Origin of the sequence: Brevibacillus parabrevis (assembly GCF_003710905.1) — a bacterium.
Taxonomy (GTDB): domain Bacteria; phylum Bacillota; class Bacilli; order Brevibacillales; family Brevibacillaceae; genus Brevibacillus; species Brevibacillus parabrevis.
The window spans coordinates 181544-207530 of the sequence record NZ_RHHV01000006.1; the positions used below are offsets into that span (position 1 = coordinate 181544).

Genomic DNA, 25987 nt, shown 5'->3' on the forward strand with positions numbered 1-25987 from the left:
CCTTCTTCCTCTCTCTATTTCATGATCGCTTTTTCGAAAATGGCTACAAGCTGTTGTACCGCGCTCGTCGGCGACAATTGTCCGCTCGTCACGGATTGCTCGATGGCCGGGAGCATCTTGGCTACTTGCGGATTGCCAAAAAACGTAGTGCGCAAGTAGTCTTGGGCCATGCTGTGCATCCAATCGAGCAGCTGCGCCTTGCGCCGGGCCTCGAAGCTGCCCGATAGTCCCGTCACATGGCGAAATGCGCCAACGACCTCCCATATGTCCGCGATGCCTTCTCCGGTCACCGCCGAGCACATGTACGCTTTCGTCTCCCAGCCGGATGTTGCTGGCTGCAAATAGTGCAGCACCCGGTTGTACTCGCCTTTGGCAATCAAAGCCCGCGTGCGGTTCTCCCCGTCCGCTTTGTTGATCAACAGCGCGTCGGCAATTTCCATGATCCCCTTTTTGATCCCTTGCAGCTCGTCGCCAGCTCCGGTCAGCATCAACAGCAGGAAGAAATCGACCATCGATCGGACGGTCGTCTCGCTCTGTCCGACGCCAACCGTCTCGACCAAAATGACATCGTAGCCAGCCGCTTCGCAAATCAGCATCGTTTCCCGCGTCTTCCGGTTGACCCCGCCCAGCGTCCCTCCGGTAGCGGACGGGCGGATGAACGCGTTCGGGTTGCGCGAGAGCAGCTCCATCCGCGTCTTGTCGCCGAGAATGCTCCCGCGCGTGACCGTACTGCTCGGATCGACCGCAAGCACAGCCACCCGATGGCCTTTTTCGCACAGCATCGTGCCAAATGCCTCGATAAACGTGCTTTTGCCTGCTCCCGGCACTCCCGACACCCCGATGCGAATCGATTGCCCGGTGTGGGGCAAAAGCTGGCGGATCACTTCCTGCGCCATGTCCATATGGGCGGCGGAATTGCTCTCGACCAGCGTGATGGCCTGGGCGAGCACGGTCCGGTTGTTTGCCCGCACGCCCTCGACGTACTGCTCGACAGAAAGGCGCGGGAGGCGGACTTTGGAAGAAAAGTTCAGGGATGTTTTGCCGTCTCCACCGCCGCTCATAGGCCGGCAGCCTCCAGTCGATGTACGATTTCCTGCAAAACGTGCTGGGCTGCTACCGGAATGACGGTTCCCGGACCGAAGATGGCGGCAGCGCCATGCTCGCGCAAAAAGGCGTAATCCTGCGGCGGAATGACCCCGCCGATGACGACGACGATATCTTCGCGGCCCAGCTTTTTCAGCTCCTCCACGAGTTGCGGCAGCAATGTCTTGTGTCCGGCAGCGAGCGAGCTGAAGCCGATCACATGCACGTCGTTTTCCACCGCTTGTTTTGCCGTTTCCTCCGGTGTCTGGAACAACGGCCCGATATCGACATCAAAGCCCAGGTCGGCAAAAGCGGTTGCGATGACTTTTGCTCCCCTGTCGTGCCCGTCCTGGCCCATCTTGGCGATCATGATGCGCGGACGCCGCCCTTCCCACTGCTCAAATTCATCCGCCATTTTGCGCACCGCTGCCACTTCATCCGCATCGGCGTACTCCGCACTGTAGACGCCGCTGATCGAGCGGATCACCGCTTTGTGCCGTCCGACCACTTTTTCATACGCATCCGAGATTTCGCCGAGCGACGCCCTTGCCCGCGCTGCTTCAATCGCCAGCGCCAGCAAATTGCCTTCACCCGTGCGCGCACATTCGGTGATAGCAGACAGGGCCGCCTGCACCCGCGCCTCGTCCCGATTTTCGCGAAGCTCTTGCAATCGGCGGATTTGCGCTTCGCGTACCGCTGTGTTGTCGACTTCGAGAATTTCCAGCGGGTCTTCCTTGTCCAGACGGTACTTGTTCACACCGATGATAGCTTCTTTCGCCGAATCGATATGCGCCTGGCGTCTGGCTGCCGCTTCCTCGATTTTCATTTTGGGCAATCCCGTCTCAATCGCTTTCGCCATGCCGCCCAAAGCTTCGATCTCCTCGATGTGCGCCCACGCTTTTTCCACGAGCTGCGCTGTCAGCGACTCGACGTAGTACGAGCCTGCCCACGGGTCCACGACCTTCGTAATCTGGGTTTCGTCCTGCAAAAACAACTGTGTGTTGCGGGCGATTCGCGCGGAAAAGTCGGTCGGAAGCGCAATCGCCTCATCGAGCGCATTCGTATGCAGCGACTGCGTATGTCCGAGCGCCGCCGCCATCGCTTCCACGCACGTCCGCACGACGTTGTTGTACGGGTCTTGCTCGGTCAGGCTCCAGCCGGATGTTTGCGAGTGCGTGCGCAACGCCATCGACTTTTCGTTTTTCGGGTTGAACTGCTTGATCAGGCTCGCCCAAATCAGGCGTGCCGCCCGCATTTTCGCTACCTCCATGAAGTAGTTCATGCCAATCGCCCAGAAAAACGACAGGCGCGGTGCGAAAGCGTCAATGTCAATGCCAGCCGCAAGCCCCGTTCGCACGTATTCCAAACCGTCCGCGAGCGTATACGCCAGCTCGATGTCCGCTGTCGCGCCTGCTTCTTGCAAATGGTAGCCGGAAATACTGATGCTGTTGAACTTGGGCATGTGCTTCGAGGTGTAGGCGAAGATGTCGGAAATAATTTTCATCGACGCCTCTGGCGGGTAAATGTACGTATTGCGCACCATGTATTCTTTCAAAATGTCGTTTTGAATCGTCCCGGTCAGCTCAGCCTGCGATACGCCCTGCTCCTCCGCCGCCACGATGTAAAAGGCCATGATCGGCAATACCGCTCCGTTCATCGTCATGGACACAGACATTTTATCCAGCGGAATCCCGTCGAACAAAATTTTCATGTCGAGAATCGAGTCTACAGCCACTCCCGCCTTGCCGACATCCCCGACTACGCGCGGGTGGTCGGAATCGTATCCGCGGTGCGTGGCGAGGTCAAAGGCAATCGACAGCCCTTTTTGTCCGGCAGCCAGGTTGCGGCGATAAAAGGCGTTGCTCTCCTCTGCCGTGGAAAATCCGGCATACTGGCGCACGGTCCACGGCTGGGTGACGTACATCGTCGGATACGGGCCGCGGAAATAAGGAGGCAGGCCCGGCATGTAGCCCAGATGCGTCATGTCTTGCACATCTTCTTTTGTATAAACAGGCTTGACGGGGATTTGCTCCATCGTCTGCCACAACTGCTGCTCCGCAAACTCAAACGCCTTTGCCCCGGCAGAAGCCTCCGCCGGAAACAGGTCGGAGATGTCCCGCCTGGACGAATACGGCATTTTGGAAAAATCAGGTCTCTTCATCGTGAGCTCACTCCTGTCCGCTCCTGAAGTTCTCGCAGCATCTGATAGCAATTGGAGCGCAGATGAATGCAATCATCCACTCCAGCCGCTTTGTACTGCGCCAGCTGCTCGGCATCCGGCAATCCAGCCAAAAGCACGGTCATATCCGGAGCCGCCTGCTTGATCGCCTGGGCGAGTGGCGGCACCAGCTCGGGATAGCTTGCATCGTCGGAGCAAATGACGGTAATCCGCGCTCCCGATGCGATTGCCGCTTGTGCCGCCTCTGCTGCCGAGCTGTACGCTGCTGTTCGCAGCGCTGCAAAACCGCCGACGGCAAAAAACTCTGCGGCAAAGTCCGCTCGCGCCTTATGCTTGGCGACAGGGCCAAGCGCCGCCAGAAACACGGATGGCCGCTGCCCTGTTTTCTTTGCATACGCTTCCGCTTGCTTGCGCAATGTTTCGAAAGCTTCAGCCGCCCGGTGAACGCGAAGCGGAGCAATCACAGTCGCTGCTTGCTTGCCTGCGGTCAGCGCCTTGGCAATATCGCCTACGGTCGCGCCGTCAAGCGCTGCTTTTGCCGCCGCTTCCACCCAATCAGCCGTATGTTGCGCCAGCTTTTCCAAAGCTTCTGCGGCATCAGCCGGATTTTTTTGGCTGCGGTATGTGCGCAATTCCGCGACTCGCTGCTTGTGAAGCGCTGGGTTGGCTGGACGCGTGAGCAGCTGCTCCGCAGGATTCGGATACATGTTGGTGCCGACGATGCGGCTTTTGCGCTCTTGGATGTCTTTTTGCTTGCGGGCCGCTGTCTGGGCAATCGTTTCTTGCACGAAGCCGGACTCCAAAGCACGAAGCAAGCCGCCCTGCTCCTCTACTTGCACGAACAGCTCCCACGCCTTTTTCGCCAATTCGTCCGTGAGCCACTCGACATACCAGGAGCCGCCAGCAGGGTCAGCGACTTTTGCCAGGTGCGCCTCCTGTTCCAAAATGATTTGCGTATTGCGTGCGATCCGGCGGGAAAACTCGTTGGCTGGACGAATCGCTTCGTCAAAAGCAGATACATGCAAGCTGTCGACGCCGCCAACAATCGCAGAAAACGCTTCCGTAGTTGCGCGCAGCATGTTGACGTACGGGTCGCAGACCGTTTTCGTCCAGGCTGCTGTGCGGGCGTGAATCGCTATTTTTTGCGCCTCGGCAGAACCGCCGTACGCGTCCACAATATTCGCCCACAGCATTTTCACGGCCCGAAGCTTGGCAATTTCCATGAACACATCGAAACTGACCGCGAAAGAAAACTGCATCCGGCCCGCCACTTCTTCAATCGTAAGGCCGCGGTCAAGCATCGCCTGAATATACTCGACGCCTGTTGCCAGCGAAAAAGCCAGCTCGGCCACAGCATGACCGCCGCTCTCGCAATACGGATTGCCCTGAACGAGAATCGTTTTGAGCTTGGGCGCATGCTGACTGGCCCAACTCGTCATTTTCGCCATCGCGGCAAAAGCAGTGTCAAGCGAGTGCGGAAGCTGTCCTTCCACGAGCAGCGGCGTCACCGGGTCTTGCCCGATGCATCCCCGCAAGTTTGCCGGACTGTGGCCGCTCGCCTTCATATGAGCGAACAGCAGGGAAAAGACTGGCAAACCCAATGCTCCCGACTGCACGAACAAAGGCAGCTCTTCCAAATTCAGTCCGCGCAAAGCTTCCCCCAGTTCTTCCAGCGCAAAAATGGACAAGCCGTCTTTACCGATGTCTTCCGGCAGTGCTTCATCTGGATCAAGCCCTGCGCGCACAGCGCGATCAAATACGATGTGCAGCGCCGTTTGCCCGCGAGCCAAATCTGTCAATGCCGCTTCATGAAACGATTTCGCGTCCGGGGCCGCCATTTCCTGGCAGACCTCCCAGCGCCCAGCCTGCTGATCCAGCGGACTTCTCGTTCCCCTGACAAAAGGAGCCCCGCCCGGCCCCCCTCGTCGTGGCAATGTTGCGACATCTTCCGCCCGATAGATCGGCTGGCGGATAATTCCTTCCTGTGTTTTGGTCAACAGCTTGGCATCGAAGGCAGCTCCCTTCAACGATTTTTCGGCCGCCTCCCGCCATTGCTCGTACGTCGGCACAGGAAATTGCGTAAACAGTGTATCTTTATTCACGGTCCAGACCTCCCCTCATTCGCCGATTCTACTCGGCAAGCTTCACCAAAAACAGCGGCTGGCCGTGGTCAACCAGTTGGCCGTTTTGTACCAGTATCGAAACGATTTCCCCTTTTACCTCTGCTTCAATCTCGTTGAACAGCTTCATGGCTTCCACGATACAGACAATGCTGGACGGCTCCACGCGATCGTGTACCGCTACATACGGTGGCGCATCCTCGGCAGAAGCCGCGTAAAAGGTCCCGACCATCGGGGAGGTGATTTTATGCAAGTTTTCCGTCTTTTCTGCGGGATGAGCTGTTGCCTCCTGCCGCTTTGTTGCTACAGGTTCTGTTTGGAGCGGTTGAGTTCCTGCTTTTTGCGGCAGGTTGACGACGGATGAAGCTGGCTTGGCAGTGACCGCTGGCAACGTCGGCGCAGTCACGGCAGCAACGCTTGCTGTTTGCCCGGCAGTCCGGCGTTTGATGCGCAAACGGGATTCGTCATCGCTGACATCGATAGACTCTATGTCTGTCTGCTCCAGCAGCTTGACCAGTTCTCTCAGTTCATAGATCGAAAACATACGTATTCCTCCCATGTCCCGACTCATTGTGGCTGATTTGCCAACGAACCGACTGGTTGGTCTGTGATGAATGCGCAAGACCGACCAGTTGGTCTTTTAAACATTATAGCAAATGTCTGAATCGTCGTACAGACCAACCAGTCAGTCTGAATGGTACATCGCTGACCGGACCGTGAAGCGACTATGCCTCTGCTCCCATTTTTAGCAATGACGAGTAGTCGCCTGATCCATATTCGTTTACAACAATTTGAACGGCGCTTCGGGCGAAGCCAGGAAAAAGCGGTTGAAGTCCGGATTTTTCATCGCTTCTGGCTTCAGGACGGAATGCAGAACCATGTCGGCGTAAATGTCCGCAATCTGCTCGATCGAATACGTCCCTGTTTTTTGATACCATTTGTAAATCCAGTTGACCATGCCGAAAATCGCCATGGAGACGATTGGCACAGGCAGCTCCGGCCGGAACTCGCCCGATTTGATCCCGTCGGAAATGACGGTAAACATGATTTGCTTGTAGCGGTCCCGCTTCGTTTCAATATCAGTGAAATACTCCGGGGTCAAAAACAGGCTTTCCTGATAAAAGATCGTGACCTGCGAGCGGTACAGATCGATCATCATCACAAACGATTTGACGATTGCTTGCAGGCGCTCGGTTGGCGTATCCCACTTCTCGTACGCTTCTTCCGCTTTTTCCAGCACGTACGTAATGAACTGGTCGTGAATGATGTAGAGCAGTTCATCCTTGGACTTGAAGTTGTGGTAAAAACCTCCCTTGGAGGTACCGCTTTCTTTGACGATCTGGTCGACGGTGACCCGGTGGTAGCCATGTGCTTCAAACAGGCGCATGGCCGTATCAATAATTCGTTCCCTGATTGATTTTTCGCTCATTATCTTCACCCGTGATCATTATAGCATAGAAATTCTTTTGCCGAAGGACGTTTGCATGCGCATATGTATTCGCGCTACAAGAAAAACGCCGACTCTTCCGTAGCGAAAAATCGGCGTCTCCTTTTTTCCGAAAAGCTTAGGTTTAGTTTGACTCAGTCTCATTGGCCGAGGCGGGAACCACACCTGAATACTCCTCCAGCGTGATGCCTTGCTCGCTGATTTGTTTGGCGATCTCCACGCCGACGTAGCGCAAGTGCCACGGCTCGTACATATAGCCTGTGATCGCTTCTTTTCCATCCGGATAGCGGATGATAAAGCCGTGTTCTGCCGCGTGCTCGGCAAGCCACAATGCTTCCTTCGTGCCGCCAAAGCAGCTCGTCGCCGCGCATTTGCCGTCTACGCCGGATACGTCGATCGCAAGCCCGGTTTCGTGTTCACTCGTACCTGGCACGGCGCTGTAAGTGCGCGCTTTTTCCACGCCGTCTTTTTGCACGTAGCGGTTGAACAGCGCTTTCTGGTAAGCGTGAGAGCGGTAGGCCGATACTCCTGCAAGCGCTACTCCGTCCGCTTTTGCCGCTGCAAACAATTCCTCCAGCGCAGCCGCCGCTTCCTTGCGCATTTTCCGCTTCTCGCTCTTTTCCGGGAGCAGGTACGGGACTTTCGGGAATACCAGGTCGTTTGGCGTATAGTTTTCGGGAAGCTTGCGCTGTTTGTTGACCAGGACCGCTACACTTTGCGGTTCAGCGACTACCTCGATATCCGCAAGCAGCTCTTCGTACTTGCCTGCCCCTTCGGCAGACGACTTTTTCGGCGGTTGGGCCTCTGGCTGCTTGGTTTCTTCCGGTTTCGTTTCTTCCGGCTTCACCGTCTCGGCTGGCTTGGTTTCCGGTTGTTTGGCTTCCTCGGCAGGTTTGGGCACTTCTGCTGGAGCAGGCTGGGTCGTCTCCTGCGACGGCTTTGCCTGTTCTTCGTTTGGCGCAGCCATGCTGCTGCATCCAGACAGCGCGAGAATCGCGGCTGTTACCAGTATGATGGAATGATTCGTACGATTGGCAAAACGTTTCATCATGACGTCCTTTCGAATCGGGCCCGGCTGTACAGTCAGCCCGCATGGGTGTTAGGTACTTATCCAGCATGGAAGTACGTAACCATTATGACATAAATCGGGCCTTTTTCGTTACAGGAACGTGCCATTTTGGCAAAAAATCAGCGCGCCTTTGCCGGGAGGATGCCAGTCGCCTACTCTTCTTTTTTGGCAAAATAGGTGGCGAGCACAGAGCCGGAAAGGTTGTGCCACACGCTGAAGATGGCGCTCGGCACCGCTGCGAGCGGATTGAAGTGAGCCGCCGCCAAAGCCGCGCCCAAACCGGAGTTTTGCATGCCTGTCTCCAACGTCACCGCTTTGCGCTTCGCCAGATTCAAGCCGAACAGCTTGGCGAAAAAATAGCCGAGCACGTAGCCGAGAATATTGTGCAAAATGACGACAGCAAAAATGATCATGCCTGTCTCGACGATTTTGCCTTTGTTCAGAGCAACGACAATCGCCACGATCAAAACGATAGCAATGGTAGACACGAGCGGCAATGCCTTGGCGCTCGCTTCCGCCTGCTTGCCGAAAAACGCTTTGACGATCACACCGAGTACGATCGGGACAATGACGACCATCACAATATCGAGAAACAGCGACTTCGTATCAATCGCCATCCATTTTCCAGCCAAAAGCGAGATGAGTGCAGGGGTAGCGATCGGGGCGATCAAGGTGGACACAGCCGCGATGGAAACCCCGAGAGCGACATCGCCTTTTGACAAGTACGTCATGACATTGGACGCCGTCCCGCTCGGACAGCAGCCGACCAAAATGACACCAACCGCAATATCCGGCGGAAGCTGCAACGTGATCGCGAGCACAAACGCAAGCGAAGGCATGATCAGGTAGTGACCGACTACGCCGATCAACACATCGACCGGCCTGCGAAACACTTCGCGGAAATCTTCCGAAGACAAAGTCAGCCCCATTCCGAACATGATGACGCCGAGCAGGAACGAAATGTAGCCTTTTCCGCCGACGAACGCTTCCGGCACAAAAAAGCCGAGAATGGCAAACAAAATTACCCACAACGAGAACGTGCTGCCAACAAACTTGCTGATTCTCTCCACAGTATTCATGTTTCTCTCTCCTGTTTTTCGTTTTATGTCTATTTAAAATATTTTTGATTATACTGCACGTTTTTGCATTGTTCTATGCTTTTCGACAATTCCGTCTATACCAAAAACCTATACAGCTATAGTCTGAGCCAAACAAGTAAAAAAGACGCGCCGTATACACCAGCGCGTCTGTCCCTTATGATCTTGTTCGTCACCCAAGCACCAGCGAGTGCAGCGCCCGTCCGGCAGCAGTTGTCCGCTTATTTTTGAATGCTGACCTGGTCGAGCATGAGATAGCCAGCCGGACTGATGGAAAAGCCTTGAACGTCGATGCTGATGACGGCGAGATTTTCCAGATTGCGAATCGGCACCAGCAGCGCATCCTGCATCTCCAGCTCCTGCGCCTTCGCGTAGATGGCGAGACGCTTGGCCGGGTCTGACTCGACTCGTCCGGCTTCGAGCAGCCTGTCCAGTTCCTGGTTGCTGTACTGAAAGCTGTTTCCAGCCCCGCCGCCCATCGTGTGAAACAGGTTGTACTGATTGTAGTCCGCGTCACCCGTCGCGTTCCCCCAGCCGCTGACGAAAATCTGGTGCGTCCGCGTCTTTTCGATCGTCGTGACGAAATCGGCGTAGCTGACCACATCTATTTTGGCGTCGATCCCGATTCCTTTGAGCTGGGAACGGATGACTTGCGCAACCATGACCCGATCGTTGCGGTCGTATGTCAGCATATGGATGGAAAAGCCGTTGGGGTATCCTGCTTTGGCGAGCAGCTCGCGCGCCTTGTTCAGGTCGTACGGATAGCTTTGGACGGACGAACTGTAGCCGAATACTTTTGGCCCGAGCGGCGAGTTGGCCTGCGTGCCTACATTGTTGTAGACGCCTTTGATGATGGCTCCTGTTTCGATGGCTGAACTGATAGCCTGTCTGACGCGAATGTCGTTAAGCGGCTCTTGCGCCACATTGAACCCGATAAACTCGGTTCCCAACGCTTCGCTGCGATACACATGCAAGCGATTCGATGCGGACAGCCGATCGATCTCCTGCACCGGAATCGATTCGGCTACGTGAGCCTCGCCGTTTTCGACCATGGCAATGCGCTTCTGATCGTCAGCCACGACGCGAAAAATCACATGATCGATTTTCGGCTTGTCGCCCCAATACTGCTGGTTTTTGTCCAGCACGATCTGATTTCCCGGCTCCCAGGAGCGAAACACAAACGGCCCGGTTCCAACCGGATGCTCCGCCAGCTTGCGCCCGTACTGCTCGATCGCTTTCGGGCTAATCATGCTGCCTTCGTGACTGGCTAATATGGAGAGCAGCGGCGTAAACGGCCGCTCCAAAATAAACTGTACGGTGTACGGATCGACGATTTTGATTTGCTTGATCTTGTCAAACATCGCAGCTCGCGGCGAAGCGATCTTCGGGTCCATGACCCGGTCCAAGGTTCGCTTCACTGCGGTGGCGTCAAACGGTGTGCCATCGTGAAAGAAAACGCCCTGTCGCAGCTTGAACTCCCAGACAAGATCGCTGACTTGCCGCCAGGAGAGGGCGAGCTGCGGCACGATCACCATGTTGGCATCCCGTCTGACCAGCCCTTCGTACACTTTTTGATGGACGACACTCGCGGCATTGATCGTGGAGATGAAGTGCGGATCGAGATTGCCAGCATCGGACATTCTGACAATCGTCAGCGTCCCTCCTTCCACCGCTTTCGCGGGAAGGTCTTCCTTTTCGGCAGGCGGTTCCGTTGCCATGGAACAGGCCGCAAGCATCGTCACGGCGAGCAGCAGTCCAATCAAGCTGAAAAACCATCTCTTTCGTATCATCATGGACTCTGTCGCACCCTTTCTTTCGCGAGATATACGCCTATTTTGTACAAAAAGACCGCCTTCCCGAATGATTCACAGAGAACGGCGGCCCGATGCTGGCAACGCGCTAAGGACAGGTCAGTCTTTTTGTTTATCAAACAACGACTTGTACTCGCCGAAGCCCTCTTCTTCCAGCTTGTCTTTCGGAATAAAGCGCAGCGCCGCAGAGTTGATGCAGTAGCGCAAGCCGTTTTCTCCCGGTCCGTCTTCGAACACATGCCCCAGATGCGAGTCTGCGTGCTTGCTGCGCACTTCTGTCCGAATCATGTTGTGGGTCAAATCGAGCTGCTCGGTGACATTCTCGCTGGCCAGCGGTTGGGTAAACGACGGCCAGCCGCAGCCGGAATCGAATTTGTCCAAGGAAGAAAACAACGGCTCGTTCGACACGATATCCACGTAGATGCCTTCCTCTTTGTGATTCCAGAACTCATTGGCAAACGGGCGCTCCGTGCCGCTGTTTTGCGTCACTTCGTACTGAATCGGCGTCAGTACCTGTTTCAGTTCTTCCTGCTTCTTTTTGTCGCGCCATGCTTCCTTCACGAACTTCGCTCTGCCCGACGCCGTCCGGTAATACTGGTAGCGCACAGGGTTTTTCTTGTAATAGTCCTGGTGGTAATCCTCTGCCGGGTAAAACGGCTTGGCAGGCAAAATCAAGGTCGCTATCGGCTTTTGAAAAATGCCGCTTTGCTCCAGTTCCTCACGCGAGCGAATCGCCAGGCGTTCCTGCTCTGGCGTGTGAAAGAAAATCGCCGGGGCGTACGATTGCCCCCGATCGCCGAATTGGCCGCCTGCATCTGTCGGATCGATCTGTCTCCAAAACATCTGCAACAGCTCCTCGTACGAGATGAGCGCCGGATCGTAGGTGATTTGCACGGCTTCATAGTGTCCGGTTGTATCCGAGCACACTTGTTCATAGGTCGGATTTTCGACGTGGCCGCCTGTGTAGCCCGAGACGACCTTGATGATTCCTGGCAGCTTGTCAAACGGACTGACCATGCACCAGAAGCAGCCGCCGGCAAAGGTTGCGGTTTCCCATCGTGAAATTTCGCTGTTCATGCAGTTCGCCTCCTGATCTATACGAAAGCTTCGATACCCTCGATTGTACATGTTTTGCAAAATGAAAGTCCACTCCGTAGCTGCCGCAAAAACAGTTAACCGAAAAAAAGACCCCGCATCGTGTCGAGGTCTTTGTTGGCAGAGCATTTATTTGGCCAGGGAAAGCGCCTGGGCAAATCCGGAAAGCATCACAACCATGTGGGCGATTCCTTCCTCGAAATCTTTCAGGCGAATCGACTCGTTCGGCGCGTGCACCTTGCAACCGACCCAGCCTACTCCCGTACTGACAACCGGAAGCTTAAGCTGCTCGCCGAAAATGTACATCGGGCCTGTCCCTGCCGAGTTCGGTGCGAGAACAGGCTCGTTCTCGTAGATGACGCGGGCGGTATCCAGCACATGGGCAACGAACGGATGGTGGAAATCGGAGCGGTACGCTTTTTGCCCGTTGATCATCGTCACCGTAATGTCGTCGTAGCCATGCTTCTTCAGATGCGCCTCGATGCAACGCAAGATGTGCTGCGGGTCTTGTCCCGGCACGAGACGGCAATCCACTTTGGCTCTGGCGTTTTTCGGCAGAACCGTCTTCGCGCCTTCTCCGGTATACCCGCTGTCCAGTCCGCAAATCGTCATCGTCGGGTGGAACACCATCGCCTCGCGCGGGTCCACGCCTTTTGCCTTCGTGATCAGCGGGCGTTTCAGGCCGTACAGTTCTGCCGTCGCTTCCTCGCTGAACGGCAGCTCGGACACGAATTTCTTTTCATCTGCTGTCGGTTCTTCGATGCCGTCGAAAAAGCCTTCGACCAAAATTTCGTTTTGCTCATTTTTCATCGTCGCCAGCGCTTGTACTAGACGCCATGCTGCGTTGTCTACATAAGCGCCGACAGAAGAGTGCATGTCGATGTCCGCACCTGTGCAGGTCAGCTCCAAATACGCCATGCCTTTGATTCCGGCAACCATGCTGATGCGCTCGGATTCGTCTTTTCCGCCAAATTCCCAAATGCACGCATCCGCTGCGAACAGGTCTTTATATTGGCGCAAATACGGTTCCAGGTTCGGACTGCCGATCTCCTCTTCCCCTTCGATCAGGAACTTGATGTTGCACGGCAAGCCGCCCTGCTTTTGCAAAATTTTGATCGCGCTCAGCCGCGCTACCAGGTCGCCTTTGTTGTCGGCTGCGCCGCGTGCGAACAGCTTGCCGTCGATCACAGTCGGCGTGAACGGCTCGGTATGCCACTCGTTGAACGGTTCTGGCGGCTGAACATCGTAATGGTTGTAGTAGAGCAGCGTCTTGCTGGCATCGCCATTGCTGCCTGCTGCAAAAAAAGCATAGACGACGGGGTTGCCGCCAAGATCGTCGAGCACCTTCGTCTCGCCGCCAGCCTCGTGGATCATCTGCACGACGTAGTCGACTGTTTCCGGAATCGCTTTGTGCTGGGCAGAAACGGTGGGGTAACTCAAGTATTGCTTCAGGCGGTCAATCGCCTCCGGGAGTATCTCCTGTACGCAGCCCAATACTTGTTCCTTGTTCATGTTTCGTTCCTCCTCGTGAGCGCTCTTTGGCGGATTTGGATTTGGCATCGATACGACTACTACTGCTGCAAGCTTGGCACTTTTGGCTCCATATACGTCGCGAACCAGTCCTCTGTATACTGCAATCTCAGCACGCGCTGCTCGGGATCTCCGCTGCGGGACAGCTCATGTCCGGCTCCGGGGAAGCGAATGAAGGACACGGGTGCCTTGCCTTGGTGTTTGAGCGTGATGTACAGCTGTTCAGCCTGTTCGATCGGGCAGCGGTGATCCTGTTCCCCGTGCATGATCAGAAGCGGCGTCTCGATGTTTGCGACCAGACGAATCGGCGAATGCTGCCACATTTTCTCCGGATTGGTGAACGGATTGGCCTGAATTTCTTCGGCGCTGAAGTAGTAGCCGATGTCGCTCACGCCGTAAAAGCTCACCCAGTTGCAAATGCTGCGATCCGTCACACCTGCGCGGAATCTGTTCGTCTGCCCTACAATCCAGTTGGTCATCAGGCCGCCGTAGCTTCCGCCTGCCACTCCCAGGCGGGACTCGTCCACGAAATCAAACTGCTGGCACGCGTAGTCGACTGCGCTCATCAGGTCGAGGTAGTCCTTGCCGCCGTAATCTCCGCAGCACGCCTGCATGAAGCGCTCGCCGTACCCGTAGCTGCCGCGCGGATTGGTGTAAAGCACCGCGTAGCCTTTTGCCGCCAAAATCTGAAACTCGTGGAAAAACGTATTGCCGTACATGGAGTGCGGTCCGCCGTGGATTTGCAAGACGAGCGGGTATTTTTCACCTGGCTTGTAACCGACTGGTTTCAGCATCCAGCCGTGCACCTTCCAGCCGTCTTGCGCTGCAAATTCGATTTCTTCCGGCACAGCCAGCTCTACTTCCGCAAAAAAGTCGCGGTTCAGTTCGGTCAAACGTTGCTCTGCCTTCGTTCCTAGGTCGAATTGATACAAGTCTCCCGGAATGAGCGGATCACTGATCGCTGCGATCAGCGTCTGCTTTTGCTCGTCAATCGTGAATCCGTACACGTTGCGGTTGCCGCTGACGATGTGCTCTTTTTGTCCGTCCAGAGCTACGCGGTAAATGCCGGAATTGCCGCGCTCGCTTACAATCACGTACAACGCGGTTCCGTCCTCCGTCCAGACCGCTCCTGGAGTCGGGTGGCCCGGCGAGCGCACATCGCCAATCGTCGAATCGCCGATTTGCACGTCCCAATCAGCGGTCACGCAAGTCAGCTCGCCGCTGTCGAGATCGCATGTCCATACTCGCTTTTGCGTTGCGTTCAAGTAAATTCCGTCCGCCAAGCTGCCGATGAACGCGAGCTTTTGGCTGTCAGCAGACCAGGTCGGGTGGGAAAATGTCCCGTTACTGCTCGTCAGCTTCTTCCATTCCCCTCCCGCTGTCGGCAGCAAATACACGTCGACCGTGTGCAGCATGTCAGGATTTTCGTTGCGGTTGGCTGTGATCGCCAGCCATTTTCCGTCCGGCGACCAGGAGCCGATCGTATGATGGTAAGGCCCGTCTGTCAGCGCTTTTACTTCTCCCGTTTCCACATGCACGAGGGCGAGTTGCCGTGTTTTTTCGTACAAATAGCCGTAATCGTCCGATTTGTATTTCATCCGCTCGACATGGATTACTTTCGGCACGACTGCTTCTTTTGCTTCGCCTTCCTGATCGTCAAACGTCTCGCCGCGATCCATCAAGGAAGAAAAGACGATAAGCTGTCCATCCGGCGACCAGAGCGGAGTGCTCACCCCTGTTTTGCAGTGCGTCAACTGGCGCGGCTCGCCACCTTTGGCGTCAATCAGCCAAACTTGTGCTGTCCCGGAACGCTTGGAGACGAAAGAGATGCGCGTACCATCCGGCGACCAGCGCGGATACGTGTCACGCACAGCACCGCTCGTCAGTTGCACCGTTTCTCCTGTCTGCAAGTCGCGGACGAACAAGTGGTTGCGATACGCCCGCTCTTCGTCGATCATCGTCTTCACGTAAACAACCGCATCTCCCTGCGGGGAAAGCTGCGGGTCGCTTGCGTACGTCAGTTGATACAAATCTTCTGCTGCGACTTTTCTTTTTTGGCTGTTCATTTGTCACTCACTCCTTTTCACTGTGGACCGTTTTCAAATGCTCCAGGAAAAAGCGGGTAATGCCCTGATTCAGCGTGATGTGGTTGTCCAGTTTTTCGGTAAAGTGGCCTTCGTCTTCGAAAACGTGCAAAGCCACCTGTTGCCCCCGGTCTTGCATGTCTGCCACAAGCTGCTCCGCCTCGCTGACAGGGACCCGGGTATCGTTACGCCCGTGAAAGACGAGCAACGGTGCCTTGATTTTGGCAGAGTGATTCAGCGGCGCGATTTGTTCGAAGAAATCGTCGTCCTCGCCCAAGTAGCCGTATTCGACTTCGCGCAGCTTTCTCCGCCACTCTCCCGTGTTTTTCAGGAAGGTGCCAAAATGCGAGATGCCGACGATATCGACTCCGGCTGCCCACAAATCCGGGTAATGGGTGAGGGCGGCAAGCACCATGAAACCGCCGTAGCTGCGGCCCATAATCCCGATTGCCTGCGGGTCGACCGTTTCCTTTTGCGACAAGTCTTTGACCAGCCAGGCGAGGTCGGCGACAGAGTCCATCCGCTTGCGGCGATCGTCGAGTTGCACGTACGTACGGCCATAGCCCATGCTGCCGCGCACGTTCGGTGCCACTACCGTGAAGCCCTGGTTGACCAAATATTGAAAGACCGGGTGGTACTCTGCGCGAATCTGGCTCTCCGGCCCGCCGTGGACGTAGACGACAACCGGACTTTTGCCGGAATGGTTTTTGCTGTAGAGAAAATACGGCACCTCCAGCCCGTCAAAAGAACGGAAGCTGCACAGCTCTGGCTCCACGAGGCTGTCTTGAATTTCTTTTGCCACGCCAACATAAGTCACGCGCTCACTCGATTTTTCCGCAAGCGAATACGTCCAGATGTCGCCGGGCAATGTCGGGCTTTTCAGGGCAAAGGCAAGCTGTTCATCCGAGCGGAACGCGAGTCCGCTGATGACGCCACCCGGGATGTTCTCTGCCATTACTTGACGCTGCTCGGTCAAAGAGTAAAAGCCGAGAGCCGAACGCCCGCCTTCATTGATGGCGAAAGCAAGCACTTCCTCGCTGTGCGAAAGTTTCGCTTCCTCCACGTCCCACTTGTCGATCTGGACGAGCTTTTCCAGTTCGGCGCCATCCAGCGCAAAGCGGCAAAGCGCCATCGTGTTGTCATCGCGATCGGTCACGATGTAGCCGTGTTGTCCGTCACGGGTCAACTGCAACGAGTGAAAGCGCGCTTGCTTGCTGCAAATCGGCAGCTTCCGGGCTTGTCTGGTCTGCAAATCCAACAGGTACAGGGCATTGTCGATATTCGTTTCCTGTACGCTGAAAATCAGCCCTGTGCCGTTCGGCAGCCAGGCAATCGGATCGCAGCGCCCGTCATGACGGTACACTTCCTCGTACTGGCCGCTCTCTACGTCCTGCACAAAAATATCGAAGCAGCGTGGCTCGCGACGGTTGCTCGACCAGGCAATTTTCTCGCTGCAAGGCGACCAGCCGCCGAAGTAATGGAAAAATTCGGGCGCATCCGTCAATGGCTTGACGACTGCTCCACCCTCTTTCAACAAAAAAAACTGCTGGCGCTCGTCTCCTTTGTTGTCCATGCCGACAACGGTCTTCGTCCCGCATGGAGAATGGGCGAACTCGACAACCCGGTCAGGCAAAGAAGTCACCTGACGTACGCTCGCGGTTTGCTCATCCCAACTCCACACCTGGGCAATGCCTGTGAGCTTCGTCAAAAAAGTCAGCCCGTTCGTTTTCGGCACCACTTTCAGCTGATAGGCCGACTTGACTTGCAAATAGTCCATAATCATGTGCCATCACCCTTTCCTCGTCATCAAGAAGTGTATGTATAGTAATTCATGGTTGACGAATCGCCAAGAACAGCCAAAAGCAGCTGACTGTTCCGTGTGAAAAGGGAAAAAAGAGGAGAGACTCCTCTTTTTTCTATTTTTTCGTTGCCCAGCGTGCGCTTGGGAATGCATTGACCGGATACGTCAATCCTTCCAAACCTGGTTTTACTAGATAGTTTTGTTGATAGTGGTAGATCGGGATGAACGGCATTTCTTCCATCAAAACAGCCTCTGCTTTGTGCAACAGTTCCATGCGCTTGTTCGGATCTTGCTCCACTTTTGCTGCCATGTTCAGGTCGTCGTACTCTTTGTTTACCCAGCCTGTACGGTTGTTCGGGCTGTCACCCAAGTAGTAATCGAGGTTGAACGCCGGATCGCTGATTTGACCTACCCAGCCCATGCGGCCCATTTGGTAGTTCTTTTGTCTCGTTGTATCGAGGTATACTTTCCACTCTTGGTTGGTCAGCTTCACATCTACACCCAAGTTTTTCTTCAGCATTTCCTGGAGGGCTTGGGCTATTTTTTTGTGGCTTTCATCGGTGTTGTACATAAGTGTTACTTCAGGCAGCGTAGACCAGCCTGCTTCCTGCATGCCTTCTGCCAGCAGTTTTTTCGCTTCTGCCGGATCTTCCTTGAAGTAGTCGCCGCCTTCTTCGCGGAAGTCTTTGCCTGTTGGCGTAATCGCTCCGCGCGGCACCATGGAGTAAGCCGGAGTTTCGCCGCCTTGGCTCACCATTTCGGTCAGTGCTTTGCGATCGATCGCCATAGCGAATGCACGGCGCACTTTTTTGTTGGTGAACGGCTCTTTCGTCACGTTGAACATGTACATGTACGTGCCGTAGTAAGGAACGGATTTGTAGTCAGGGCTTGATTTTTCCTGAGCGAGAATGTCAGATGGCATCTCTTTGTTGAAATCAAGCTCTCCGCTCTTGTACATCTGGTAGGACGTTGTGGCATCGTTCACCATTTTCCAGGTGATCTTCTCCATTTTTACGTCGTCCTTGTTCCAATAATTCTCGTTCTTTTCAATCACCAGTTCGGAGTCATGCTTCCAGGAAACGAGCTTGTAAGCACCGTTGGAAATATACGTCTCGGCGTTGGCTGCCCATTTCGGATCGGCTTCCGCCTGCTTTTTGTTGATCGGGTGCCAGTAGCGGGTAGCAAGCATCTTGTCAAAGTAAGAAGTTGGGGCTACCAGTTCGATTTCCAATGTTTTCGCATCGAGAGCCTTGATTCCGACGTCTTCTGCTTTGCCTGTTCCTTTGTTGTACGCCTCTGCTCCCTTAATATAATAGAGGAGATACGCTGTCGTAGAGGCTGTCGCCGGATCGATATGCTTCATGAACGTATAGGCGAAATCTTCTGCGGTTACAGGCTCGCCGTTTGTCCATTTGGCATCGTCGCGCAAAATAAAGGTGTACTTGAGCTTGTCGTCAGACAGCTTCACTTCTTTGGCTACCCCGAGAACCGGATTGCCTTCTTTGTCTTTCGTGTACAAGCCTTCGCCCAAGTGATCCATGATCCAGAACGATGTCGTATCCGTCGAAGTGAGCGGGTTCAAATCGGGTGGTTCGGACTTGGCGTTGAATACGACTTCTTGTTTGACGGCAGCAGCAGGAGTGCTGGACGCCGTACCCGGGTTGTTCGTTGCTGTCCCTGAGCTTCCGCCGCAGCCAGCAAGCGCTGGTACTACGAGCGAGACGGACAGGGCAAATGCAGCTAATTTCTTCACAATGGTTCCCCCTGTATATAAAGATATAAAATCGTACTACCTGTAGAGATGGCAGGCGACCCAGTGATTGGGCGCTGCTTCCATCCATTCCGGCACCTGCTCGGCGCACTGCGCCGTTGCTTTCGGGCAACGCGTCCGGAAGACGCAGCCGCTCGGAGCGTTGGCCGGGCTGGGCAAATCGCCTTGCAAAATGATCCGCTCCCGCTTGATCGTAGGATCGGGAATCGGGATGGAAGACAACAATGCTTGTGTATAAGGATGCAGCGGTTTGGCGTACAGCTCGAAGCTGTCGGCCATTTCCACCATTTTTCCTAAATACATGACGCCAATTTTCGTGGAGATATGCTTGACCATGGACAGGTCGTGGGCGATGAACAAATACGTCAGCCCTTTGTCCTGTTGCAAATCTTCAAGCAAATTGACGACCTGCGCCTGAATCGAGACGTCGAGCGCAGAGATCGGCTCATCGGCGATAATAAATTCCGGTTCGACGGCAAGAGCGCGTGCGATGCCGATCCGCTGCCGCTGCCCGCCGGAAAATTCGTGCGGGAACCGGCTCGCATGCTGCTTGGAGAGGCCCACCAGCTCCAACAGCTCCTTGACGCGGTCTGCGCGATCTTTGCGAGGAAAGCCGTGAATGTCCAGCCCTTCGGCGATAATGTCCAACACCGTCATGCGCGGGTTGAGACTGGCCTGCGGGTCCTGGAAGATCATCTGCACGTCGCGGTTGAACTGCGCAGAGTCTTTGCCTTTCAACTGATGCACATTTTTGCCCTTGAACAACACTTCTCCATCTGTACGGTCGTACAGGCGAATCATCGTCCTGCCGAGCGTAGATTTGCCACAGCCGCTTTCACCCACCAGCCCGAGCGTTTCCCCCCGATTGATCGTAAACGTGACTCCATCCACCGCCTTGAGCTGGATGCCGTTACCGATCTCGAAGTGTTTTTTTAACCCTGTTACTTCTATTAAAGTGTCTCTCATCTACGTCTGCCTCCCTGCCGCCACGAGTTCATCCAGCTTCGGCGCCCGCGGATCATGCAGCCAGCATGCCGCCTGGTGCGCATTTTCGAACACGGTTACCTCTGGCATTTGCTGCTCGCAAATATCCATGGCAAACTGGCAACGCGCTGCAAACGGACAGCCTTTTGGCGGGTGGAACAAATCTGGCGGCGATCCGTCAATCGGCACCAGCCGCTCTTTTTCTTCGCCGTCAATTCGCGGCATCGAGCGCATCAGGCCCCATGTGTACGGATGCTTGGGACTCTTGAAAATATCTTCGACTTTTCCCGTCTCTACGACGATTCCTGCGTACATCACGACAGCGCGGTGAGCGATTTCAGCTACGACCCCCAGATCGTGCGTGATCATGACGATGGAAAGCTGTTGCTTTTCTTGCAGTTCTTTCAGCAAGTCCAAAATTTGCGCCTGAATCGTCACATCGAGGGCGGTTGTCGGTTCGTCGGCAATCACCAGCTTCGGATTGTTCGCCAGCGCAATCGCGATGACCACGCGCTGCCGCATTCCGCCGGAAAATTCATGCGGGTATTGATCCACCCGTTTTTCCGGATCGGGAATGCCGACCAGCCGCAGCATTTCCATCGCTTTTTTGCGCGCTTCCTCCTTCGAGACGTGGTGAGTCCGCACAAAGCCTTCGACGATCTGCGTTCCGACCTTCATCGTCGGATTCAGCGCTGTCATCGGGTCTTGAAACACCATCCCGATCTCGGTTCCCCGCAGCGAAAGCAGTTCTTTTTTGCTCAGTCGGGTAATGTCTTGTCCGTCAAAACGAATCTGTCCGTCGACGATCCGGCCCGGCGGATTCGGGATCAGCCCCATGATCGCCTGGGCGGTTACGCTCTTGCCACAGCCGCTCTCTCCGACCACAGCCAGCGTCTCGCCACGATCGACGTGAAACGTGACGCCCCTGACCGCCTGTACTTCTCCCCCGTACGTTTTGAAATGAACGCGGAGGTTTTCTACTTGCAGCAAATGCTCTGTCATGTCTGGTTCCTCCTATCCTTGGGCGCGGTTACTCACGAATCCGCGGGTCGAGTGCGTCCTGCAAGCCATCGCCAAAAACGTTGAAGGCGAACATGGTCAGCGAGATCATCAGGGCCGGGAAGAACAGTCTCCACCAGTCGCCTGTCAAAATCACGCCTAACGCATCGTTGGTCATCGTCCCCCAGCTTGCGATGGGAGCCTGGACGCCCAAGCCGAGGAAGCTCAGAAACGACTCGGCAAAAATCGCAGACGGTATCGTGAAAGTCAGGTTGACAATAATGACGCCAATCGTGTTCGGAATCAGGTGGCGCAGCAGAATGCGCGGAAATTTTGCCCCGAGCACCTGTGCAGCCATGATGAACTCCTGGTTTTTCAGCTGCAAAATCTGCCCGCGTACGAGACGGGCCATCCCTGTCCAGCCTGTGGCCGACAAGGCGATAATAATCGTCACGATCCCCGGCTCCATGACAACCATCAGCATGATCACGACGAGCAAGTACGGCAGTCCGTACAACACTTCAATCAGACGCATGATGATCGTATCGATCCGATCGCCGCGTTTTCCCCGGCCTGCCATATATCCGGCAATTCCTCCGACGGTAACGCCGATCACCAGGTCGATCAGTGCCGCCGTAATTCCGATGATGAGCGAGATGCGCGCTCCGTACCACGTACGGGAAAACATGTCGCGTCCCAGCTCGTCCGTCCCAAACCAGTGCTCGGCGGAAAGTTCCTGATTGGCTGTCAAAAGGCTCTGATCCGAATAGCTGTACGGCACCAGATGCGGCCCGATGAGCGCCATGAGCACCATCAGTACGATGAGGGTAAAGCCAACCATGGCGAGCTTGTTGCGGACCAGCTTGCGGGTCACTTGCTGAAAATGAGTCAGGCTCGGCCGCATCGCGACGACTTGTCCGTCTGTTTTTTGTGATCTTGGTCGAAACAGCTCATTCGCTGATTGTTCTGCCGCCATTGGCTACCTCCCCCTTCCCGACAATTTGATGCGTGGATCAATGAACATATAAGCCAGGTCAATCAAGAAAATGATCAGTACGAGAATCGCGCTGTAAAAGACGGTCGTTCCCAAAATAACCGGATAGTCGCGGTTGAAAATGCCATCGACGAAATATTTGCCAACGCCAGGGACGGCGAAAATTTTCTCGACGACAAACGTTCCTGTCAGCAATCCCGCAACCAGCGGCCCGAGAAAAGTAACGACTGGAAGAATCGCATTGCGAATGCCGTGTCTGACCACGATCAGAAAAGTCGGAATCCCTTTTGCCTCGGCAGTCCGTATGTAGTTCTGATTCATGACCTCGATCATGCTCGTCCGCATGTAGCGAGTGATGATCGCGAGCGGCCCGAAAGCGAGCGCAAGCGACGGCAACACGGAGTGCTTCCAACTGGCGAGCGTCGCAACCGGAAACAGCGGCAGCTTGATCGCCAAATAGTTGATGAGCAGCGGCGCCATAATGAAGCTTGGTACAGCAATTCCCAACACCGCCATGACCATTGCCATGTAATCAATCCAGGTATTTCGGTTTAATGCCGCAATTATTCCGAATATAAGTCCAAAAAAAAGTGCGACAGCGATTGCCTGCATCCCGATCAGCGCTGATGAGCCAAAACCGTCCTTGATCATATCGTTGACGCCGCGCGTCTCAGACTTGATCGAAGGCCCCAGGTCGAGCATCGCCAAACTTTTCAGATAAGACAAATACTGCATCGGCAGTGGCTCATCCAAATGGTACTTGGCGCGCAAATTCAGCAAAATTTGCTCCGGCAGTTGATCGGATTCGGATGCAAACGGATCGCCCGGGATCATATGCATCAGCGAAAAGGTCAGCGTCACGATAATCCACAAGGTCACGATCATCATCAAAATTCTTTTTAGCAGATAACGCGCCATGTTTTACTTATCCCCCCTATCCAGGCTCGCAAAAACGACGTATGCTTCGCCCGCTGTTTTTCTTTAACGGAAATTAACCTAAAACATTCCTTAAATCAACAATATAGACCTGTCTGTATTTAATGTCAATTCTGATTTTTTATTTTACTGACTATTTTTGCAACAATTGAAATGATGCCGGTTCCATAGTAAACTACCCTAATACGGAATTTTTCCCTAAAACATCCCTTAAACACTTTTTCGTTGCCTGTTGGATTTCCTTTTCTCTCACCGGCGATATATGGCATTTGCATAAGAAATCAAAACATACTATGATGCCGAAAAGAGGATCGATCCGCTTCGCGACGAATAGAGTAAACCCGTACTTTACCGTTTAGTTGGAGGACATAATGATCATACGAGTCGGCATAGTTGGTCCAAAAGATTCCGTGGAATTAATGAAAAGGGTCGGACGAGAGTTCGCAGACCGCATCGTGCTCATTCCGTTTATATACCAGCGTGCGGAGGAAGCCGCCACCATTGTCGCAGAAAACGAAATGGATGTAGACATCTGGTTTTTCTCCGGGATTGGCCCTTATTCCATGGCTAGACAGCATTTGCAAAAGCAGAAAGCTTTTTATCCGCAGATCAACGCCAGCGTGCTTACGAAAGTTCTTTTGGAATTGGTATACCGCGATGGCCTGTCACTTGATCGTGTCAGCTTCGATACGGTGTCCGAAATGCATTTCCGCGAGACGCTGGAAGAGCTTGGCCTGCAATGCGACCAGCCTTTTCTCAATCCGTACCAGGAATTTCGCCTGACCAACCATTTGGTGGCTTACCATACCGCGCTCGTGCGGGAAGGAAAAGTAGACGCTTGCGTCACCGGGATGCTCTCTGTCACCGAAGAATTGCAACGCCAAGGCATCCAGGTGTATCGGATGGGGTTCACCCGCTTGACGTTCCGCGAGATTTTCAAGCAAATTTTGCAGGAAGGCGAGACTTTGCACTTCAAGCGCTCGCAAATCGCCGTTCAGCTGCTCGAAGTATCAGAAGTGGAGAAGCTCGCCAGCGAGCCTGCAAACGCTTACGATTTGCGTCGCCTCGACCTCAAGCTGCAAGAGCTTGTGCTCGATTATGCCGAGTCGATTTCCGGCAGCTTTGTCTCCTTGGGCAATTACAAGTTCATTTTGTTTTCGACTCGCGGCTCTTTTGAAGACAATCCGGCGTTTCACCCCACTACCCTGCTGGAAAAAATCATGCTGCTCACCAGCTCTTCGGCCAATATGGGCATCGGGTTCGGCGTCTCTGCTCTGGCGGCAGAACGCAACGCGCAACTGGCTCTCGTGCACGCGAAAAAACACGGGAACGCCGCTGTCCTCGTCGACCACGACGGCTCGATCGAAGGCCCGCTGCGCCAGGCGAAAAGCATCAGCTACGAATATTGGACAGAAGACAAGGAGATCAGCGAGGGGCTGAAAAAGGCGGGCGTCAGCATCACGACGCTGAACAAAATTATCTCGGTGCAAAAAGCTTTGGGCCAAAACTATATTAGCGCAGCGGAGATGGCGGAATGGATGGGCATGACACCGCGCAATGCCCGGCGAATTTTAAGCGATTTGGCGGAGCACAACGTCATCGAGCAAATTGGCGAGGAGACGCCGACCAACCGCGGGCGGCCACGCAAAATATACCGCGTGCTCCCCGCTTTGTCCGAAAGTCCGTAATGCCTGCCATCTGACATGTCCACCTTGCGCCAGCAAACCATACGGGCAACGCCATGGTGGCCTGCGCCATCATACCAAGCAGGCACGATCACGTCGCCCTGCGCAAGCGGCCACCTCCCTTTTCAGGAAAAGCATCAAGCCATTTCGTTTTTCACGCAAAAAACCAGTCGCAGACACGACCATGGCGCCCTGCGCAGGCAGCCACATCCCTTTTCAGAAAAAACAGCAAGCCGTTTCGTTTTTTACGCAAAAACCAGTCGCAGGCACGACGCACTCGGGAGTGCCGTGTCGGACTGGTTTTTTTGTGTGGCGCACAACATTCTAAACGTTGCAGCGATTCGGGCCATCTGCCATCCGCTGTGCTGCCGCCGTCTGAACCGATTGCTTTTTCCGCATGCTGGCGACGACCACCCCTGCGACAATCAGCAGGGAACCGCCCGCCTGAATCGCGGTGACTTGCGAGCCGAGCAGCAAAAAGCCGACCAGCATGGCGACGAACGGCTGCAAATTGAGGAAAATCGCCGCTTTGCCCGTCCCGACGATTTGCAGTTGCGAGTTCCAGACGATCCCGCAAACCCCTTGCATGAGGATAGCCGTGACGATCAGCATGCCCCACGCCCACGCTTCATGGCTGATGTGCGCCGAGGAGTCGAGCGTCAGCAAGGCCGCAGGCGTCAAAAACAGCGTCCCTACTGTCGTCGAATACACCGTCGTAATAAACGGCTGCATCGTCTGCGTCAGCTTGCGAATGATGATCATCGACGCCGAGAAAGTCACCATCGCAATGACAATCAGCAGCACTCCTTTGGAGATCGAGAGGCCCGCTCCGATCCCGACGACGAAAAAGGTGCCGAGCAGCGCGATCCCCGAACCGATTTTCATGCGCAGCGTAAACTGCTCCTTTAAAAACATCGAGGCCAAAACCGCTGTCACAATCGGAGCCAGCGACAAAATCAGCGAGGCGGTCGTGGCGTCAGTCGTCAACAGGCCGTTGAAATAAGCGGTTTGGTTTGCCAATGTACCGACAAGCCCGAGCAAAACGAGCAGTCCCAGCTCACGCAGCTTGATTTTTACGAACTTTTTCGTCACCCACGCGTACAGGACGAGAAACAGCGACGTGAACAGCAACCGGACATCAGCCAGAAAAAGCGGTGGAAATTCTTTGACGAGCATGCTCCCGAACACAAAGTTACTCCCCCACAGCGTCACACAAAAAAGCAACAACAAGTACGACCGAATCATTGTTTTTCCTTCTTTCACCCGTTACATGATAGAATCACGTATGCAATCGTACATGAG

General features: G+C 54.7%; 19 protein-coding genes. 1 reads left to right on the forward strand and 18 read right to left on the reverse strand.

Features of this window, described 5'->3' with window-relative positions; all coding sequences use genetic code 11:
• Positions 1-14: 14 nt before the first annotated feature.
• The 17 genes from meaB to EDM60_RS07390 all read right to left on the reverse strand — a co-directional run bounded on the left by meaB (position 15) and on the right by EDM60_RS07390 (position 22982).
• The gene (meaB, locus tag EDM60_RS07310; protein ID WP_122963374.1) at positions 15-1061 is read right to left on the reverse strand and encodes a methylmalonyl Co-A mutase-associated GTPase MeaB; all 1047 of its coding nucleotides are present in this window, start codon (positions 1059-1061) and stop codon (positions 15-17) included.
• Positions 1058-3244 (reverse strand): methylmalonyl-CoA mutase, encoded by a 2187-nt coding sequence (gene scpA / locus EDM60_RS07315; protein ID WP_122963375.1) that lies wholly within the window; start codon positions 3242-3244, stop codon positions 1058-1060. The genes meaB and scpA overlap by 4 nt, the downstream gene beginning before the upstream one ends.
• On the reverse strand, positions 3241-5364 hold the full coding sequence (locus EDM60_RS07320) for a methylmalonyl-CoA mutase family protein (protein WP_122963376.1): 2124 nt from the start codon (positions 5362-5364) through the stop codon (positions 3241-3243). Before EDM60_RS07320 ends, scpA begins: the two co-directional genes overlap by 4 nt.
• A 28-nt stretch (positions 5365-5392) precedes the next feature.
• A complete protein-coding gene (gene accB / locus EDM60_RS07325) occupies positions 5393-5926 on the reverse strand; it encodes an acetyl-CoA carboxylase biotin carboxyl carrier protein (protein ID WP_122963377.1) in 534 nt (177 codons plus the stop codon).
• 237 nt (positions 5927-6163) lie between these two features.
• On the reverse strand, positions 6164-6811 hold the full coding sequence (locus EDM60_RS07330) for a TetR/AcrR family transcriptional regulator (protein WP_167470249.1): 648 nt from the start codon (positions 6809-6811) through the stop codon (positions 6164-6166).
• A 142-nt stretch (positions 6812-6953) separates the two neighbouring features.
• Positions 6954-7877, reverse strand: a complete 924-nt coding sequence (locus EDM60_RS07335; protein ID WP_122963379.1) for a M15 family metallopeptidase — start codon at positions 7875-7877, stop codon at positions 6954-6956.
• Between the two features lie 173 nt (positions 7878-8050).
• Positions 8051-8977, reverse strand: a complete 927-nt coding sequence (locus tag EDM60_RS07340; protein ID WP_122963380.1) for a bile acid:sodium symporter family protein — start codon at positions 8975-8977, stop codon at positions 8051-8053.
• A gap of 239 nt (positions 8978-9216) precedes the next feature.
• Positions 9217-10788, reverse strand: coding sequence for a glutathione ABC transporter substrate-binding protein (locus tag EDM60_RS07345; RefSeq protein WP_233454087.1), 1572 nt, complete (start codon positions 10786-10788; stop codon positions 9217-9219).
• Positions 10789-10905: 117 nt separating this feature from the next.
• Positions 10906-11883 carry a peptide-methionine (S)-S-oxide reductase MsrA gene (msrA, locus tag EDM60_RS07350; protein WP_122963381.1) on the reverse strand — a complete coding sequence of 326 codons (978 nt, stop codon included), beginning with the start codon at positions 11881-11883 and terminating at the stop codon, positions 10906-10908.
• 147 nt (positions 11884-12030) lie between these two features.
• On the reverse strand, positions 12031-13413 hold the full coding sequence (locus tag EDM60_RS07355; RefSeq protein WP_122963382.1) for a M20/M25/M40 family metallo-hydrolase: 1383 nt from the start codon (positions 13411-13413) through the stop codon (positions 12031-12033).
• A gap of 59 nt (positions 13414-13472) precedes the next feature.
• Positions 13473-15497, reverse strand: coding sequence for a S9 family peptidase (locus tag EDM60_RS07360; RefSeq protein ID WP_122963383.1), 2025 nt, complete (start codon positions 15495-15497; stop codon positions 13473-13475).
• A 7-nt stretch (positions 15498-15504) separates the two neighbouring features.
• Complete coding sequence (locus EDM60_RS07365) at positions 15505-17298, reverse strand: S9 family peptidase (RefSeq protein ID WP_174769205.1); 1794 nt, start codon at positions 17296-17298, stop codon at positions 15505-15507.
• Between the two features lie 133 nt (positions 17299-17431).
• Positions 17432-19069, reverse strand: a complete 1638-nt coding sequence (locus tag EDM60_RS07370) for a peptide ABC transporter substrate-binding protein (protein ID WP_122963384.1) — start codon at positions 19067-19069, stop codon at positions 17432-17434.
• Positions 19070-19105: 36 nt separating this feature from the next.
• Positions 19106-20053: an ABC transporter ATP-binding protein gene (locus tag EDM60_RS07375; RefSeq protein WP_122963385.1), complete on the reverse strand. Its 948-nt coding sequence runs from the start codon at positions 20051-20053 to the stop codon at positions 19106-19108.
• Positions 20054-21073 (reverse strand): ABC transporter ATP-binding protein, encoded by a 1020-nt coding sequence (locus EDM60_RS07380; RefSeq protein WP_122963386.1) that lies wholly within the window; start codon positions 21071-21073, stop codon positions 20054-20056. It lies immediately after the preceding gene.
• 28 nt (positions 21074-21101) lie between these two features.
• Positions 21102-22046 carry an ABC transporter permease gene (locus tag EDM60_RS07385; RefSeq protein WP_063228298.1) on the reverse strand — a complete coding sequence of 315 codons (945 nt, stop codon included), beginning with the start codon at positions 22044-22046 and terminating at the stop codon, positions 21102-21104.
• Positions 22047-22049: 3 nt separating this feature from the next.
• Entirely contained in the window at positions 22050-22982 is a 933-nt protein-coding gene (locus EDM60_RS07390) for an ABC transporter permease (protein WP_122963387.1), read from the reverse strand.
• Positions 22983-23371: 389 nt separating this feature from the next.
• Between EDM60_RS07390 and EDM60_RS07395 the strand changes: the two genes are divergently transcribed.
• Complete coding sequence (locus EDM60_RS07395) at positions 23372-24688, forward strand: helix-turn-helix domain-containing protein (RefSeq protein ID WP_217364883.1); 1317 nt, start codon at positions 23372-23374, stop codon at positions 24686-24688.
• 321 nt (positions 24689-25009) lie between these two features.
• Here the strand turns inward: EDM60_RS07395 and EDM60_RS07400 are convergent, their stop codons facing one another.
• Positions 25010-25930 carry a DMT family transporter gene (locus tag EDM60_RS07400; protein WP_122963388.1) on the reverse strand — a complete coding sequence of 307 codons (921 nt, stop codon included), beginning with the start codon at positions 25928-25930 and terminating at the stop codon, positions 25010-25012.
• Between the last annotated feature and the right edge of the window lie 57 nt (positions 25931-25987).